The 16,213-nt window shown below is 63.3% G+C and carries 17 protein-coding genes; 9 read left to right on the top strand and 8 right to left on the bottom strand.

Annotated features, from left to right (window positions below; translation table 11 throughout):
- Nucleotides 1-61: 61 nt before the first annotated feature.
- Nucleotides 62-751, bottom strand: a complete 690-nt coding sequence (locus ACSSV4_RS09945) for a sugar transferase (protein ID WP_454274985.1) — start codon at nt 749-751, stop codon at nt 62-64.
- A gap of 884 nt (nt 752-1,635) precedes the next feature.
- Nucleotides 1,636-2,502: a branched-chain amino acid aminotransferase gene (locus ACSSV4_RS09940; RefSeq protein WP_454274984.1), complete on the bottom strand. Its 867-nt coding sequence runs from the start codon at nt 2,500-2,502 to the stop codon at nt 1,636-1,638.
- 164 nt (nt 2,503-2,666) lie between these two features.
- Between ACSSV4_RS09940 and ACSSV4_RS09935 the strand changes: the two genes are divergently transcribed.
- From ACSSV4_RS09935 to ACSSV4_RS09905, 7 genes are all read left to right on the top strand, one after another.
- On the top strand, nt 2,667-3,164 hold the full coding sequence (locus tag ACSSV4_RS09935; protein WP_454274983.1) for a MarR family winged helix-turn-helix transcriptional regulator: 498 nt from the start codon (nt 2,667-2,669) through the stop codon (nt 3,162-3,164).
- Complete coding sequence (locus tag ACSSV4_RS09930) at nt 3,161-3,862, top strand: response regulator (RefSeq protein WP_454274982.1); 702 nt, start codon at nt 3,161-3,163, stop codon at nt 3,860-3,862. Before ACSSV4_RS09935 ends, ACSSV4_RS09930 begins: the two co-directional genes overlap by 4 nt.
- Nucleotides 3,863-4,013: 151 nt before the next feature.
- The gene (locus ACSSV4_RS09925; RefSeq protein WP_454274981.1) at nt 4,014-4,508 is read left to right on the top strand and encodes a hypothetical protein; all 495 of its coding nucleotides are present in this window, start codon (nt 4,014-4,016) and stop codon (nt 4,506-4,508) included.
- Nucleotides 4,509-4,802: 294 nt separating this feature from the next.
- Nucleotides 4,803-6,203, top strand: coding sequence for a 3-isopropylmalate dehydratase large subunit (gene leuC, locus ACSSV4_RS09920; RefSeq protein ID WP_454274980.1), 1,401 nt, complete (start codon nt 4,803-4,805; stop codon nt 6,201-6,203).
- A complete protein-coding gene (leuD, locus tag ACSSV4_RS09915) occupies nt 6,203-6,808 on the top strand; it encodes a 3-isopropylmalate dehydratase small subunit (protein ID WP_454274979.1) in 606 nt (201 codons plus the stop codon). Before leuC ends, leuD begins: the two co-directional genes overlap by 1 nt.
- 334 nt (nt 6,809-7,142) lie before the next feature.
- Nucleotides 7,143-7,988, top strand: a complete 846-nt coding sequence (locus ACSSV4_RS09910; protein ID WP_454275117.1) for a hypothetical protein — start codon at nt 7,143-7,145, stop codon at nt 7,986-7,988.
- On the top strand, nt 7,985-9,049 hold the full coding sequence (locus ACSSV4_RS09905; RefSeq protein ID WP_454275116.1) for an endonuclease/exonuclease/phosphatase family protein: 1,065 nt from the start codon (nt 7,985-7,987) through the stop codon (nt 9,047-9,049). The genes ACSSV4_RS09910 and ACSSV4_RS09905 overlap by 4 nt, the downstream gene beginning before the upstream one ends.
- Nucleotides 9,050-9,061: 12 nt before the next feature.
- On the opposite strand, the gene ACSSV4_RS09900 is transcribed toward ACSSV4_RS09905, so the two are convergent.
- The 3 genes from ACSSV4_RS09900 to ACSSV4_RS09890 form a co-directional block, all read right to left on the bottom strand.
- Nucleotides 9,062-10,189: an aminotransferase class V-fold PLP-dependent enzyme gene (locus tag ACSSV4_RS09900; RefSeq protein WP_454274978.1), complete on the bottom strand. Its 1,128-nt coding sequence runs from the start codon at nt 10,187-10,189 to the stop codon at nt 9,062-9,064.
- Between the two features lie 64 nt (nt 10,190-10,253).
- Nucleotides 10,254-10,712, bottom strand: a complete 459-nt coding sequence (locus ACSSV4_RS09895) for an Lrp/AsnC family transcriptional regulator (RefSeq protein ID WP_454274977.1) — start codon at nt 10,710-10,712, stop codon at nt 10,254-10,256.
- Nucleotides 10,709-11,164 carry an Lrp/AsnC family transcriptional regulator gene (locus tag ACSSV4_RS09890; RefSeq protein ID WP_454274976.1) on the bottom strand — a complete coding sequence of 152 codons (456 nt, stop codon included), beginning with the start codon at nt 11,162-11,164 and terminating at the stop codon, nt 10,709-10,711. Before ACSSV4_RS09890 ends, ACSSV4_RS09895 begins: the two co-directional genes overlap by 4 nt.
- Before the next feature lie 127 nt (nt 11,165-11,291).
- Between ACSSV4_RS09890 and ilvC the strand changes: the two genes are divergently transcribed.
- Nucleotides 11,292-12,314, top strand: a complete 1,023-nt coding sequence (gene ilvC, locus ACSSV4_RS09885) for a ketol-acid reductoisomerase (RefSeq protein ID WP_454274975.1) — start codon at nt 11,292-11,294, stop codon at nt 12,312-12,314.
- Nucleotides 12,315-12,371: 57 nt separating this feature from the next.
- Here the strand turns inward: ilvC and ACSSV4_RS09880 are convergent, their stop codons facing one another.
- Entirely contained in the window at nt 12,372-12,533 is a 162-nt protein-coding gene (locus ACSSV4_RS09880) for a hypothetical protein (RefSeq protein ID WP_454274974.1), read from the bottom strand.
- A gap of 107 nt (nt 12,534-12,640) precedes the next feature.
- Between ACSSV4_RS09880 and ACSSV4_RS09875 the strand changes: the two genes are divergently transcribed.
- The gene (locus tag ACSSV4_RS09875; protein WP_454275115.1) at nt 12,641-13,573 is read left to right on the top strand and encodes a DMT family transporter; all 933 of its coding nucleotides are present in this window, start codon (nt 12,641-12,643) and stop codon (nt 13,571-13,573) included.
- 109 nt (nt 13,574-13,682) lie between these two features.
- Here ACSSV4_RS09875 and ACSSV4_RS09870 read toward each other — a convergent pair whose 3' ends face one another.
- Together ACSSV4_RS09870 and mdoH are read right to left on the bottom strand one after the other, a co-directional pair.
- The gene (locus tag ACSSV4_RS09870) at nt 13,683-14,273 is read right to left on the bottom strand and encodes a YceI family protein (RefSeq protein WP_454274973.1); all 591 of its coding nucleotides are present in this window, start codon (nt 14,271-14,273) and stop codon (nt 13,683-13,685) included.
- 15 nt (nt 14,274-14,288) lie between these two features.
- Entirely contained in the window at nt 14,289-16,139 is a 1,851-nt protein-coding gene (gene mdoH / locus ACSSV4_RS09865) for a glucans biosynthesis glucosyltransferase MdoH (protein WP_454274972.1), read from the bottom strand.
- Between the last annotated feature and the right edge of the window lie 74 nt (nt 16,140-16,213).

Raw genomic sequence — 16,213 nt, 5'->3', positions numbered from 1 at the left:
CGGGCTGTGATGCATCAATGCCCCGCGCTATGTCAGATTGTTGCGCAGGCGTGCCACGCACTCAGCAGCCCGTGCCCCGCATCACCACGCCGAACGTCCGCAGCATCACCCGCAGATCGGTCAGAAATGACAGATCCCGGAAATAGCGCGCGTCGAATTGCGCGCGTTCGGCAAAGCTGCTCTCGTTGCGCACGGAAATCTGCCAGTAGCCGGTGATTCCGGGACGCATCGCGTAATAGGCGACGCCCGGGTAGAGGGATTGTTGCGACGGCATCATCGGGCGCGGCCCGACGACGGACATGTCGCCCACCAGCACGTTCCAAAGCTGCGGCAGTTCATCAAGCGAGGTTTTGCGGATGATCCGACCGATCCGGGTGATCCGCGGATCGCGACGCAGCTTCTGGTTCACCTCCCATTCAAGATGCGCCAGGGGACAGGCATCGAGATGCGCCTGCAGGCGCGCCTCGGCATCCACGACCATGCTGCGCAACTTGAGCATCCGGAACACCCGCCCATTGCGTCCGACGCGGTCCTGACTGAAGAAGGGCGACTTGCCGTCACACATGATGATCAGGCAAAGCAGACCGACAACAGCGATCACCACCGGCGCGGCAATCAGCACGATCGCTATGTCAAGCGCGCGCTTGAGCCGGTCGGCATAGAGAACGGGACTCCTCGGCGAAACCGGAATGGTTTGAATAAATTCGCGATGATCCGGGCGCGTATCCGCCCAAAACATATCCGAAGCCATGGCAGCACTCCCCAGCGGTACTCGTTTCCCCGTACTCGTTACGTCCCCGAACTTTCACATCACGGGTCGAAACGTGCAGCGTCACCGCGCACCGGGCTTTTCGGCACGCGCGTCCAAATTTTGCCCGAAATATGGCGAAAACGGCGCTACAATCGGGCGACGCGGGTGCACACGCATTCCGCATCGAAGCGCATATGACGTTGCGTCATACAGTTGCCGAACAGCCGCGCAGAATTGATGCCCCCACATCCCAGCGCAGATATTTTTTTATTGGCAACCTAATAACTTAGAGAAAGATGGCGTGCCAGAATGTGCAAGTCAAGGGGACGCGAATAACACAATTTTAAGTTGTTTGTGCTATCTGATACCGTCCGTAAAACGGTCACACGCGCACAGCCTTCGCGCCGCGAAACCGCCTCAATTGAACGTCGGTATGACGGCGACGACGGCCCCGTTTTAGCCACCTTTTCGCCACGGTTCGCAGCCGCATTGTTGCCGCCCGATGCGAGGTACAAGACCTCCATTGGGGGCACTGTTGCGGCAAGGGAAACAAAATTCACGTATTCGTGATATTGAGATCGCATCGAGGGCAAAACCGCGCGATCGGCTTCTTGGCCCTGCTCGGGTATCCGTGCAATTGTTGCCTGCCGGGCAACGCATCGCAGACCCGACGGCGCGCGCCGCCCGGGCCGCGCAAGCAGGCCATGAGGACGCCACGCCAGCGCCCTATTTTCGACACGTTTAAGGATAGTGCCACATCGGGTCCACTTCGGACCTATCGGTCAAGATCCGCCTGAAGACCCCGAATCACTCTCTGAAAACCGCAAAAAACCGCCCGGCGCGTTGCCGGGCGGTTCATTCGCTTCAGCCGATCATACCCTCTGTCAGGCGCGCACCAGCGCCTCGTAAGCCTCAGAGATATCGCGCGTCATCGCGCCCACCTCGAAGCTGTAATCGCCGATCTGCCCGACCGGCGTCACCTCGGCCGCCGAGCCGGTGAGCCAGCACTGCTCGAACCCTTCCAGCTCCTCGGGCATGATGTGCCGCTCATGCACCTTGACCTGACGATCCTTCAGCATGCCGATCACCGTCTGCCGGGTCAGCCCGTTCAGGATCGCGTCGGGCAGCGGCGTGTGAACCTCGCCATCCTTGACGAAAAAGATGTTGGCCCCCGTCGCCTCGGCCACGTAGCCGCGATAGTCGAGGAACATCGCATCCGAGCAGCCCTTGGCCTCGGCGGCGTGCTTTGACATGGTGCAGATCATGTAGAGCCCCGCCGCCTTGGCCGCGACCGGGATGGTCTCGGGGCTCGGGCGCTTCCATTTGGCGATATCGAGCTTCGCGCCTTTCATCTTGGCATCGCCATAGTAATTGCCCCATTCCCAGGCCGTCACCGCCATGCGGATCGGGTTGCGCGCGGCGGCGACACCCATGTCTTCGCCCACCCCGCGAAATGCCAGCACCCGCACATAGGCATTGATCAGCCCGTTGGCCTCGAGCACCGCGGCCTTGGCGGCCTCGATCTCGTCCACGGTGTAGGGGATCGGCATATCCATCAGCTCGCCCGATTTCAGCAGCCGCTCTGAATGGGCGCGGCTCTTGAACACCTTGCCATCATAGCAGCGCTCGCCCTCGAAGACCGAGCTTGCGTAGTGCAGGGCATGGGTCAGAATATGTACATTGGCGTCGCGCCATTCGATCAGCGTGCCATCCATCCAGATCTTGCCATCGCGATCACCATAGCCAGACATCTTGCGTCTCCTTTGCGCATGTTTGCATTTGTTGCGCGCAATACGTCCGCGCTGGACATAAAATTACGCGAAATCTGCGATTTGCTACCAGTTTGTCCTTGGAATGTCAATAAAGCTGACTTAATATGAAACCGAGGCGCGTGATTTGTGAACGGAGCGGTGGCATGGCCGAATTACAGGGCGGCGAGAACCTGCTTTTTCTGACCGACGAACAACTGCGTCAGGGGATCGAGGCGATGTTCTTCGCCTATCGCGGCTTTACCGCCGATCCTGATCGCATCCTTGCCACCATGGCCTATGGCCGGGCGCATCACCGCGCGCTGCATTTTATCGCGCGCAGCCCCGGCACCACCGTCAACAACCTGCTGGCCATCCTCGGCGTCACCAAGCAATCGCTCAACCGCGTGCTGCGCACCCTGATAGAGGACGGTCTGGTCGAGAGCCGCGTCGGCACCACCGACAAGCGCGAGCGTCACCTCACCCTGACCGAGGAGGGCGCAGCACTCGAACGCAAGCTGTCGGATGCGCAGCGCGCGCGCATGCGCGCCGCCTACCGCGCCGCCGGTCCGCAATCGGTGGCGGGCTTTCGCCGCGTGCTCGAGGCGATGATGGACCCGGACATGCGCCGCCGCTATCACGCCATTCGGGAGAGTGACACATGAGCGAGCCGGCGCCGCATCTTCTGATCGTCGACGATGACGAGCGCATCCGCGAGCTCTTGCGCAAATTCCTGTTGCGACACGGCTTTCTCGTGACCGTCGCGCGCGACGCGGCGCATGCAAGGCGGCTTCTCGGCGGGCTCGACTTCGACCTGCTGGTGATGGACGTGATGATGCCCGGCGAAAGCGGCGTCGAACTGACCCGCGCGATCCGCGAAACCCATGATACGCCGATCCTTCTGCTGACAGCGCGCGGCGAGACGCCGGACCGCATCGAGGGGCTGGAGGCAGGCGCCGACGATTACCTGCCCAAGCCGTTCGAGCCCAAGGAACTGCTGCTGCGGATCAACGCCATCCTGCGCCGCATGCCCGAACCCGAACCGGAACCGAACCAGCCCAAGGTCGTGCATATGGGGCCGGTGCGCTACGATATCGAGCGCGCCGAGCTTAGCCGCGCGGGCGTGCCCATCCGCCTGACAGCGACCGAGGTGCAACTGATGCGCATCTTCGCCGAGAACCTGCGTCAGGCGGTCAGCCGCGCGCGGCTGGTCGAGGATCTGGGCCGCGATGGCGGTCAGGCGCAGGAACGCGCCGTCGACGTGCAGATCACCCGGCTGCGCCGCAAGATCGAGGCCGACCCGAAACAGCCGCGCTACCTGCAGACCGTGCGCGGCGAGGGCTACATGCTCGCCCCCGACTGATCGGCACGCCTGCACAGATCACGATCTTTGCACGTATATGTGACCGCCTGAAACCAAACAGTCGTTGAACGCACAGACGCGCCATGTGACCTTGCCGCTCGCCAGCCGCAATGTCCCGCTGGCCCAGGATATGTTTTCAGGAGACCTGCAAATGACTTTCACCAAATACCTTGCCGCATGTGCCACCGCCCTGATCATGTCGGGCCCCGCCCTTGGCGCCCCGGTTTCCGTGACGACCGTGCTCGACCCGCAGGAAGAGATGCGCTTCGAGATGGGCGACGGATCAAAACATTTCGTGCTCGCCGTGCGCCGTGAGGGCGTGTCGGAAGGTGACGGTGTTCTCGCCGACGCCAATGTCACCGAATTCGGCTGGCATGACATCAACCCGCCGCATGCGGGCGACCCGCAGGGCTATCTGCGCTTCAGCGCCGAAAACGGCGACGTGGCGATCCTAAAGTTCACCGTGCGCGCCGTCTTCATGAAGGGCGAGGAGGCAGCGGTGCTACATGATGACGGGTTCTGGGAACTGGTCAACGGCACCGGCCAATTCGCCGGGCTGCGCGGTGTCGGTCACCTGAAGATCGAACCGGCGGGAGGGCCAAAGCGGTTGTTCACGCTGACCGGCGAGATTGCCGACGCGCCCTGAATTGGAGACCGGGTTGGGGGCGCTGCCCCCGTCGCCTCACGGCGACTCACCCGGGATATTTCGGGCCACAAGAAACGGGGGCGCCGCTGTGCCTCCGTTTTGCACGGCGCTGCCTCTTGATAGCGCCGCTGTGGCGCTGTATCTGCGATGCATGACACGGATTTTCGACATGGACGATCGCGCCCGCCTACCCTGGCGGTTTTTCGGGGCGATGCGCAGCATAACCGCGCGGGCGTGACCCGCGCGCGCCACCGTCATATCTGAAGTAGCCACCAGCAAAACGGGAGAGGACGCATGTCCCCCAAGACACTCTATGACAAGATCTGGGATGCCCATCTCGCCCACGAGGCCGAGGACGGCACCTGCCTTATTTATATCGACCGCCACCTCGTTCACGAGGTCACCAGTCCGCAGGCCTTCGAGGGGCTGCGCATGGCAGGCCGCACCGTGCGCGCACCCGACAAGACCATCGCCGTGCCCGATCACAACGTGCCCACCACCCCTGACCGGGTGAATGGTATCGAGAACCCCGAAAGCCGCATCCAGGTCGAGGCGCTCGACAAGAACGCGGCGGATTTCGGCATTCACTATTATCCGGTGAACGACATCCGTCAGGGCATCGTGCATATCGTCGGCCCCGAACAGGGCTGGACCCTGCCGGGCATGACCGTGGTCTGCGGCGACAGCCACACCGCCACACACGGCGCCTTCGGCGCGCTCGCGCATGGCATCGGCACATCGGAGGTGGAGCATGTGCTCGCCACCCAGACGTTGATCCAGCGCAAGGGCAAGAACATGAAGGTCGAGATTACCGGCAAGCTCGCGCCCGGTGTGACCGCCAAGGACATCACCCTGTCGGTGATCGGGGTCACTGGCACGGCGGGTGGCACCGGCCACGTGATCGAGTATTGCGGTGAGGCCATTCGCTCGCTGTCGATGGAAGGCCGCATGACGGTGTGCAACATGGCCATCGAGGGCGGCGCGCGCGCCGGCCTGATCGCGCCGGACGAGGTGACGTTTGAGTATATCAAGGGCCGCCCCCACACGCCCAAGGGCGCGCAGTGGGAAATGGCGATGGAGTGGTGGAAGACGCTCCATTCCGACTATGACGCCCATTGGGACAAGGTCGTCACACTGAAAGGCGAGGAGATCGCGCCGGTCGTCACCTGGGGCACCAGCCCCGAGGACGTGCTGCCGATCACTGCCGAGGTGCCGGATCCGTCCAGCTTTTCTGGCGGCAAGGTGGACGCGGCGAAACGCGCGCTCGACTACATGGGGCTGACGCCGGGGCAAAAGCTGAGCGAGGTCGAGATCGACACCGTCTTCATCGGCTCCTGCACCAATGGCCGCATAGAGGATCTGCGCGCCGCCGCCAAGATCCTGAAAGGCAAGAAGATCGCCGTGAAACGCGCCATGATCGTACCGGGCTCGGGCCTCGTGCGCGCCCAGGCAGAGGAAGAGGGGCTGGCGGATATTTTCATCGAGGCCGGGTTCGAGTGGCGGCTGGCGGGCTGTTCCATGTGTCTGGCGATGAACCCCGATCAGCTTTCACCGGGCGAGCGTTGCGCGGCCACCTCCAACCGCAACTTCGAGGGCCGCCAGGGCCGCGGCGGCCGCACCCACCTGATGAGCCCGGCCATGGCGGCGGCAGCGGCGGTAACCGGTCGGTTGACCGATGTACGGGAGATGATGTGATGGAAAAGTTCGAGAAACTCAGCGGCATCGCCGCGCCGCTGCCGCTGATCAATGTCGATACCGACATGATCATCCCCAAGCAGTTCCTCAAGACGATCAAGCGTTCGGGGCTGGGCGTCAACCTCTTCGACGAGATGCGCTATGACGATGACGGCCGCGAAATCCCCGATTTCGTGCTCAACAAGCCGCAGTATCGCGAGGCGCAGATCCTGGTCGCGGGCGATAATTTCGGCTGCGGGTCAAGCCGTGAACACGCCCCCTGGGCGATCAAGGATTTCGGCATCCGCTGCGTCATCGCGCCGTCTTATGCCGATATCTTCTACAACAACTGCTTCAAGAACGGCATCCTGCCGATTGCCCTGCCGCAGGAGCAAGTCGACGTGCTGATGAAAGAAGCCGAGAAAGGTGCCAATGCTCGCATCGAGGTCGATCTCGAGGCGCAGACCGTCTCTACCTCCGAGGGTCAGATCTTCACCTTCGAGGTGGACGCGTTCAAGAAGCATTGCCTGTTGGAAGGGCTTGACGATATCGGCCTGACATTGGCCAAGGCCGAGGCCATCGACGCCTTCGAGGCACGCGCCGCCAATGCCCGCCCCTGGGTCTGACGCTTGACCCAAGGGCACAAAACGACGCCGCAGGCTCGCCCTGCGGCGTTTTTGGTATCCCGCGCGACTTGTGCCCAGAAACATGTCACCCACAAGATGCTGTCTTTACATGGGTTTATGCCGCATTCTTGACGCAACTATGATGTAATCCTGCACCACTCATACCTTCAATATGCCCAATATCTTTCGTCTGATTCACCAAATCCTTGTGGTCACGCGCGAAAGTAGGCAAAAATTGGGCGGAATTGAGGCAACTCGCCATAAAGCGCGGGATAAAAATGGAACAAGGCCGCGGCGACGGATCGCGGTCGGCCAAGGTGGAAGGGAACGGGCGGTGTTCTCACATGTCCCTGGCGCGCTGGCGCGGGCCATATGTATTGCATTGCTGGTGGCGACACCGGCGCTCCTGATGCCGTCGACGGCACCGGACACGGCGCAGATCGTGATCGTGCTGTCGTTCATCGCCGGCTTCATGACCTTCATCGAATATTACGGCGAATATCCGAGCATCATCGAGTTCCGTTTCGCGCCTCCCTTCAACCGGATCCGGTTCCTCGCGCTCGCCACGATCCTGATCACCCTTTCCCTGATCCTGCGCGGACAGGACGAACCCACGGCATCGACGATGTTTCTCACCCATTTTGCGCAGGGTCTGGGCGAGGCGGTGGATTTCCCCTATTCGCCGGTGCGGCTCATGGTGCTGATGATGCCCGCCGAGGCCGATGCCGCGCTTGTCGCAACCGTGCGCATGGCGGCGGGCGTGGCTTATACCGTATCTCTGGCGATGATGGTGGTGTTCCTCACGCTGGTGCGGCTGCTGGGCTGGCCGGCCCGCGCCGGGGCGTTCAACGTCTGGATCAATCTGCCGCTCTTTGACCCCACGGGCGGCGGCGACGTGCTCTATCGACTGCGCCGCGATGCCGGTCTTAACGTCGTGTTAGGGGCTTTGCTGCCATTCTTGATCCCGGCAGCGGTCAGCGCGGCCTCGAACATGATCGCGCCGATCTCGATCGCCAATCCGCAAACCCTGATCTGGACGATGACAGCATGGGCCTTTCTTCCTGCCAGCTTGTTGGTACGCGGCATCGCCATGAGCCGCATCGCCGACATGATCGAGGACAAGCGCCGCCGCGCCTATGCAGCGGACGCCGTCGGCGCCAAGGGGATGCAACGCGCCTGATCGCGCTCTGCCTCGCGCTCGCCTGCCTCTGCCTGCCCGCACGCGCCGAGACGCTGCGCCTCGTCACCTGGAACATCGAGTTGGAGCGCCGGGGGCCGGGCCTGCTGCTGCGCGATATCCTGCGCGACACCGATCCGCAGATCGCAACCATCGCAGCGGTGGTCGCGCATCTCGCCCCCGATATCCTGCTCTTGCAGGAGGTCGATCACGACCGCGACCTGCGCGCCCTGCGCGCCCTGCGCGACCGGCTGGCGCGGGACGGGCCGCATTATCCGCATATCCTGGCGCTGCGCTCCAATAGCGGGCTCTATACCGGGCGCGACATGGATGGCGACGGGCGCTGCTGTGACGCGCGCGACGCCCAGGGGTATGGCGCGTTTTCCGGCCAGGGCGGCATGGCGCTCTTGTCGCGTTATCCGATCGACCGTGACGCCGTGCAGGATTTCAGCGCGCTTTTGTGGCGCGACCTGCCCGGCGCACTGCTGCCCGTGAATGCCGACGGCACGCCCTTCCCGTCCTCCGAGGCACAGGCCGTGCAACGCCTGTCCTATAGCGGGCATTGGGTGGTGCCGGTGATGCTGCCCGACGGGCCGCTCACCCTGATGGTTTTTCACGCCACGCCGCCGGTGTTCGACGGGCCGGAGGACGCGAACGGGCGGCGCAATCACGATGAACTCCGTTTCTGGCAGCATTTCCTCGACGGCGCGTTCGGCCCCGCACCCCAGACGCGCTTCGTGCTGATGGGCGATGCCAATCTCGACCCCGAGGACAGCGACGGGCGGCGTGGTGCGATCCTCGCCCTGCTCTCCGACCCGCGCCTGCAGGATCCGCGCCCGATGCGTCCCGGTCCGGTCGCCCCCACCCCCGGCAAGTCCGGCGGTCCGCGCCTGCACACCGTCGACTGGCTGCCCCCCGGCCCCGGGCCGCTGCGCGTCTCCTATATCCTGCCGTCGCGCGATCTGCGGATCAGCGATGCAGGCGTCCACTGGCCGCAGACCGAGGACAGCACGTCTGCCGCCAGCCGCCACCGACCGGTCTGGGTCGATCTCGTCATGCCGTGACGCCGGTGCGGCCTACAACACCCGGTCGAGCACCGTTTCCAGCCGCCGCAGCGCGCCCTCGACGTCATAAAGCTTGTCCAACCCGAACAGCCCCAGCCGGAAGGTCCGAAAGCCCTCGGGTTCGCCTACCTGCAAGGGTACACCGGCGGCGATCTGCATGCCTTCGGCGGCGAATTTCTTGCCGTTCTGGATGTCGGGATCACTCGTATAGCTGACCACCACCCCCGGCGCACCAAAGCCCTCGGCGGCGACCGAGGTCAGGCCGCGCGCGGCCAGCATCTTGCGCACGCCATCGCCCAGTTCCCACTGCGCCTGCCGCAACCTCTCAAAGCCGTAATCGCGCGTCTCGATCATCGTGTCGCGGAAAGCGCGCAGCGCATCAGTGGGCATGGTGGCGTGATAGGCGTGGCCGCCATCTTCATAGGTCTGCATGATCGCGCGCCATTTCTTGAGATCGAGCGCGAAACTGTCGGAGGTGGTTTCTTCCAGCCGCGCCATAGCGCGCGCCGAGAGCAGCACCAGACCGGCAGAGGGCGAGGCCGACCAGCCCTTTTGCGGCGCGGAGATCAGCACATCGACCCCGGTCGCCTTCATGTCCACCCATACGCAGCCAGAGGCAATGCAATCGAGCACCATCAGCGCGCCCACCTCATGCGCGGCCTCGGCCAGCGCCGTCACGTAATCCTCGGGCAGGATCAGCCCGGCGGAGGTCTCTACGTGCGGGGCAAAGACCACGTCCGGTTTCGCCTCTCGGATCTTCGCCACGACCTCCTCGATGGGGGCGGGGGCAAAGGGCGTCGTCGCGCCATTGCCGGTTTGACGGGCCATGCAGACGGTGGTGTCAGAGGTGAAAGCTCCTGCGTCGAAAATCTGGCTCCAGCGGAAGGAGAACCAGCCGTTGCGCACGATCAGCGCATGCGCGCCGCGCCCGAATTGCCGCGCCACGGATTCCATCGCGTAAGAGCCGCCACCGGGCACGAGCGCCACTGCATCGGCGGCATAGACCTCTTTCAGCATGCATGAAATGTCGCGCATAACCTCTTGGAAAGACTGGCTCATATGATTGAGCGAGCGGTCGGTGAACACGACCGAATATTCCAAGAGGCCGTCGGGATCGACCGTGTCTAGAAGGGCAGTCATGGGGCGTCTCCTGTTGGGTTGCGCGCAGGATGCAGCGGGGGGTCGGGGATGTCCAGCCTCGCGCCTAGCCGATCGGGCCCGGGCGGCGTTCCTCGGACAAGAGCACGTTCGCCTCGACATTGCCGACGCCCGGCAGGGTCATGATCCGGCGGCGCAGCACGCGCTCGAAATCGGAGATGTCGCGCGCCACGACGCGCAGGCGATAATCGTAAAGCCCGAGGATATGCTCGACCGTCTGCACCTCGGGGATGGCCGAGACCGCGCGCTCGAAATCGTCAAGGCTGACGCGGCCCTTGGTGGCAAGCTTGACGCCGAGAAAGACGGTAACGCCGAACCCCAGCTTTTCGTGATCGAGATCAAGCCGTTGCGCCTTGATGACGCCGCTGTCATGCAGCTTGCGGATGCGTCGCCACGCGGCGGGCTGCGACAGGCCAAGACGGCGACCGACGGCGCTTGCCGATTGGGTGGCATCCTCTGTCAGCGCGCGCAGGATCAGCCGGTCGGTGGTGTCCAACTCGATCATACCGGCAACACCTCGTCGGATTTGATCCGCGCCACATGCATGAGGGCCTCGATATCAGCGATATGCGGCAGGGTCAGGATGGCGCGGCGGTAGAGATCCTGATAATGTGCCATGTCGCGCGCGATAACCGAGAGGCGCAGATCGACGCGACCAAGGAAGGTTTGTATTTCAATGACTTCCGGCACGTTCCTCGCAGCCTCAAGGAACTCGTCAAAGGCGCGGACCTGCGTCTTGTCGAGGGTGACGCGCAAGCTCACCTCGACCTCGTAGCCGAGCACGCGCCAGTCGATGACCGCGCGATTGGCGCGGATCACGCCCGCAGCCTGCATCCGGTCCAGCCGACGCGCACAGGTGGCGGGGGTTACGCCCGCAAGGTCTGCCAGTTCCGCGGGACCAAGATGGGGGGCGTGCTGATAATGGCGCAGGATACGCCGGTCAGTGTCGTCGAGCATGAAATTTTATCCAAAGTGACAATAGGCGAATGGTTATCACAGTATTCAGGCGAATTAAATCTCTTTTGATCCCCCTATCTGCGGCACCGGCCTATCCTGACGCCAGTCAAGCAAAGAGGAGAACGCCATGCGCGTCTATTACGATCGTGACTGCGACATCAACCTGATCAAGGACAAGAAAGTCGCCATTCTGGGCTATGGCAGCCAGGGCCACGCCCATGCGCTGAACCTGCGGGATTCAGGCGCGAAAAACCTTGTCGTCGCGCTACGCGAAGGCTCGGCATCGGCGAAGAAGGCCGAAGGCGAGGGCCTGCAGGTTATGGGCATCGCCGAGGCAGCGGCCTGGTGCGACCTGCTGATGTTCACCATGCCCGACGAGTTGCAGGGTGAAACCTATCGCAAATACGTTCATGACAACATCAAGCCGGGCGCGGCGATTGCCTTTGCCCATGGTCTCAACATCCATTTCGGCCTGATCGAGCCGAAAGAGGGTGTGGACGTGATCATGATGGCGCCCAAGGGCCCCGGTCACACGGTGCGCGGCGAGTACGTCAAGGGTGGCGGCGTGCCCTGCCTTGTGGCAGTCAACAACGATGCGTCCGGTAAGGCATTGGAAATCGGGCTTTCCTACTGTTCGGCCATCGGTGGAGGGCGCTCCGGCATCATCGAGACCAACTTCCGCGAGGAATGCGAAACCGATCTCTTCGGCGAGCAGGCGGTGCTCTGCGGTGGTCTGGTGGAGCTGATCCGTATGGGCTTCGAGACGCTGGTCGAGGCGGGCTATGCGCCTGAAATGGCGTATTTCGAGTGCCTGCACGAGGTGAAGCTGATCGTCGACCTGATCTATGAGGGCGGCATCGCCAATATGAACTACTCGATCTCGAACACGGCCGAGTATGGCGAGTATGTCAGCGGGCCGCGCGTACTGCCCTATGAGCAGACCAAGAAAGAGATGAAGGCGATCCTGCACGACATCCAGACCGGCAAGTTCGTGCGAGATTTCATGACGGAAAACGCCGTTGGACAGCCGTTCTTCAAGGGTACGCGCCGGATGAACGACGCGCATCAGATCGAGGAAGTCGGCGAGAAGTTGCGCGGCATGATGCCGTGGATCAGCGCGGGCAAGATGGTCGATCGCGAGAAGAACTGAAGCTCGACTCGCAAGGTCCGATCCGGCCCCTATCCACGGGGCTGGATCACATCTTGATTACGGGGCCTTCTTGTGAGCGTCGCCGTCCTCCGCCAGGGAGCTCTTGGTCGTGTGCTCGGACGTGCGTCGCTTTTCGGTTTTGCGTTTGCTGCGCAGGGCCAGTATCAGCACCAGTACCAGTGTGATCAGGGCCAGCCCGGGTATCAGATAGACATCCATTTTGGTCCTCCTTTTTTCAATCACACAACCACGTGGTGTGCCGCTATGTTCCGTCAACCGGGACATCCGGTCACGGGTCGTGTCCCCTCCTGTCGAGGATAGGTCAAATCATTGAAATCGCTCCCATAAACTTTGTCCGGATCGGGGCTCTCGGGCTGATCTGGGGGGCGTCCTTCATGTTCATCTCGGTCGCGCTGCGGGACACCGGGCCGTTGACCGTCGCGGCGGCGCGGATCACGTTGGGCGCGGTATTCCTGCTTGCGCTGGTGCGGATGAAGGGGCGCGCCCTGCCCGACCCGCGCCGCGCGGAGGGGCGCAAGATCCTCGTCTTCGCCTGCTTCATGGCGCTGTTTTCGAACGCCATCCCGTTTTCCCTGCTGGCCTGGGCACAACAATCGGTGGCCTCAGGCTTTGCCGGTGTCTGCATGGCGGCGGTGCCGCTCCTGATCCTGCCGCTGGCGCATGTCCTGGTGCCCGGAGAACAGATGAGCCTGCGCAAGCTGGCAGGTTTTGTCATGGGAACGGTCGGGGTGATCGTCCTGATCGGTCCAGATGCGTTCGCTTCGACCGGCAAGGATATGGAATCCTTGGCAAGACTGGCCTGTCTTGCGGTGGCGGGTTGCTATGCCTTGGGCACCATCGCCACGCGGCTCTGCCCGGAGGTGGACCGGCTGGCGCTGTCGGCGACGGTGCTGCTCATCGGGGCGGTGATCATCCTGCCCTTTGCGCTGATTCAGGAGGGGCAGCCAAAGTCGCTGAGTATCAAGAGCTTTCTTGCCCTGCTCTATCTCGGCATCCTGCCCACCGGCGTTGCGCAGCTTCTGCTTGTTCAGGTCAATCGCGAGGCCGGGCCGAGCTTTTTCGGGCTGGTCAATTACATGGTGCCGGTCTGGTCGGTCATTCTGGGCGCGGTGGTGCTGTTCGAGCCGCTGCCACCGAGCCTGCTGGCGGCGATGGCGCTCATTCTGGGCGGGGTGGCGATCAGCCAATGGCGCGCGTTGCGGCGGGTTTTCGGGCGGCGCACGCCGGGTGGATCATAGCGACCCGAGGTCGGCATTTGTCAAATTATTCGCAGAATAATTCTGTACTACCTCTCGTAATGCCTGAATTTCGACATTTCTGATCAGGCGTCGAGGATAGCTTATCCAATCAATCTGCGCGGATCGCCTCGAATTCAAGGATGATGCTCACCGCGTCGCCGACGAACTCGGGCAAGGCATAGGTGCTGCCGAATTCGGAGCGCAGGATCTCGGCACTGGCCGAGATGCCGAGCGTCTCCTTGCCGTGACAGCAGGGATAATCGGCGTGCTTGTTGAGCGTCACGTCGAGGGTCACGGGCTGGGTCACGCCGCGAATGGTCAGGTCGCCGGTGACGGTGCCGGTTGTCTCGGTTTCGGGCGTGCTGCCGGTGCCGACAAAGGTGATCTGCGGATTCGCCTCGGCATCGAGGAAATCGGGCGAGCGGACGTGATTGTCGCGCTTCTCGTGGTCGGTATCAACACTTTGCGCGCCGATGGTGGCGCGCACCTCGCCCAAGTCCTGCGTCTCGGGGTCATAGGTGAACTGCCCCTCGATCTCGGAAAACCGGCCCAGCACCTTGGCATAGCCCGCATGCATGATGGTGAAGGCGACGACGGCATGTTCGGGGTCGATCTCCCATGTTGCCGGTTCGGCCTGTGCCGTGTGCGGCAGGCTCAGGGCGGCAAGGGCGCAGGCGGCGGTCAGGGTCTGTCGGGTCATTGTCGGTCCTCCATGTCAGGCGGTGTTGGCGTGGATGGCGGCAGGCGGCGCGGGTGCGCGGTCTTCGGGAATGTCAAAGAGGCCCATGCGCCGCGACAACCGGCCCGCCCCCGGCATGGCCGAGCCTACGGCAATCGGGATCGCGCAGGCAAGTGACAGCAGAATAGGTGCCCCAAAGATCACCGCCCAGGGCGCAAAGACCGCGAACCACGCGCCGAGCGCCAGCCCGATCAGCGTCTGCGGCCAGAGCACGCGGGCGGCCTCGTGCCATTCGAGCCGGTCGCGGCTGCGTTGCTGCGCGCTCCACCCGACGCGCTGACCAAACAGCAGTCCGATGGCAAACCGCGTGAGCGCAAGCGCCACAATGGGCGCAGTAAGCATCGAAAACAGCATCTCGATCAGCCCGCCAATTGCCACGCGGGTACCGCCGCCATAGGCGGCGCGGCGCTCCGGCCGGGCCAGCACCTGCGCCAGCCCCATGATCTTGGGGCTGAGGCTGAGCGTGAGGATCGTGGCGAAGAGCGCAAGCCCGTGGGCGGCGGGCACCGCGCTCAGCTGGCCGGGCACGGCCACCATCGCGGCCCCGATCAGGATGAAACCCATCCAGGCGGGCGCACTGACATACATCAGGATCGCGAGCACCAGCTGGATCCGGCTCACCGGTTTCAACCCCGGCATGCCAAGCAGCCGCAGATATTGCAGGTTGCCGTTCATCCAGCGCAATTCGCGGCGGATGAAATCCACCAGGCTCGGCGGATTTTCCTCGAAGCTTTGGCTTTCCTCGGCCATCACCCGCACCTCGTAGCCCGCGCGCCGGATCAGCACCGCCTCGAGCTGATCGTGGCTCAGGATCGGACCCGAGAGCGGCCCGCGCCCGGACAGGTCGGGCAGCATGCAATGGCTGCGGAACGGCGCGGTGCGGATCAGCACGTTATGGCCCCAGTTCGGCCCGCAATCGCCCTGCCACCAGGCCGAGCCGAGGGTAAAGGAGCGCATCCCGTGGCGCATCCCGAACTGGAACACGCGGGTGAAGAGGCTGCGCGAGGGCAGGCCTGTGACGAGGCTTTGCAGCATGCCGATTTCCGGGTTGGCCTGCATCACGCGGACCAGGCGAAAGACCGTCTCAGCCCCCATCTCGCTATCGGCGTCGAGCGGCAGGAAAAAATCGTTTTCTCCTTCGGCACTGTGCAGGAATTCCGCAATATTGCCCGCCTTGTAGCCGGTATTCTCGGTCCGACGGCGATACTGGATCCGAGCGTTGGGCCGCGCCGCGCGCCATTGCGCGACGCGCGCCTCTTCCTTGAGCGCGATGCCCGGCGCGTCGGTGTCGCTCAGCACGTGATAGGAAAACCGTCCCGCCCAGGGGCTTTGCGCGATCTCGGCCTCAAGCCGTCGCAGCCGGTCGATGGAGGCGTCGGGATCCTCGTTGCGCAGCGGCATGACGATGGCCACCCGCGCGGTCAGCGGCTCATCGCCCTTTACCCGGGCAAGGGCGGGTGTCACATGCGTGGCGGCCCGCGCGCCATGCCGCAGATCGAGGACCAGACCCAGCACGCTGTTCCAGAACCCGATCGACAGCCACGGCAGGGTGAGCGCGAAACTGACCAGAAGCGCCGCCTCGGACCATGAGATGCCGGAGGGGGCAAAAAGAGATGCCATCACCGAAAAAAGCGCAAGCACGGTCGCTGCATTGAGGCCAAGCACCAGCCGCCGTCGTGCGGCGATAGCCCGGCCCTCGGACAGGCCGGTATGTCGATGCTCCTGATAGGTCGTGAGTATGCTCAACTGTCTCTCCAGGCGTGCCGACGCTTCGGTCTGATCATTTATTGTTGATGAAGAAGTAAAGTCTTGCCCGCCCCGGTCCAATGAATTCTTCGTGGGTGTGCGGGGAATCGCCGGTTTTTCCGCGTCGCTTGACCCTTGACCGCGCCATGATAGCT

It is taken from the genome of Roseovarius sp. MBR-154, assembly GCF_053628595.1.
This window is presented reverse-complemented; position numbering and strand designations above follow the sequence as displayed.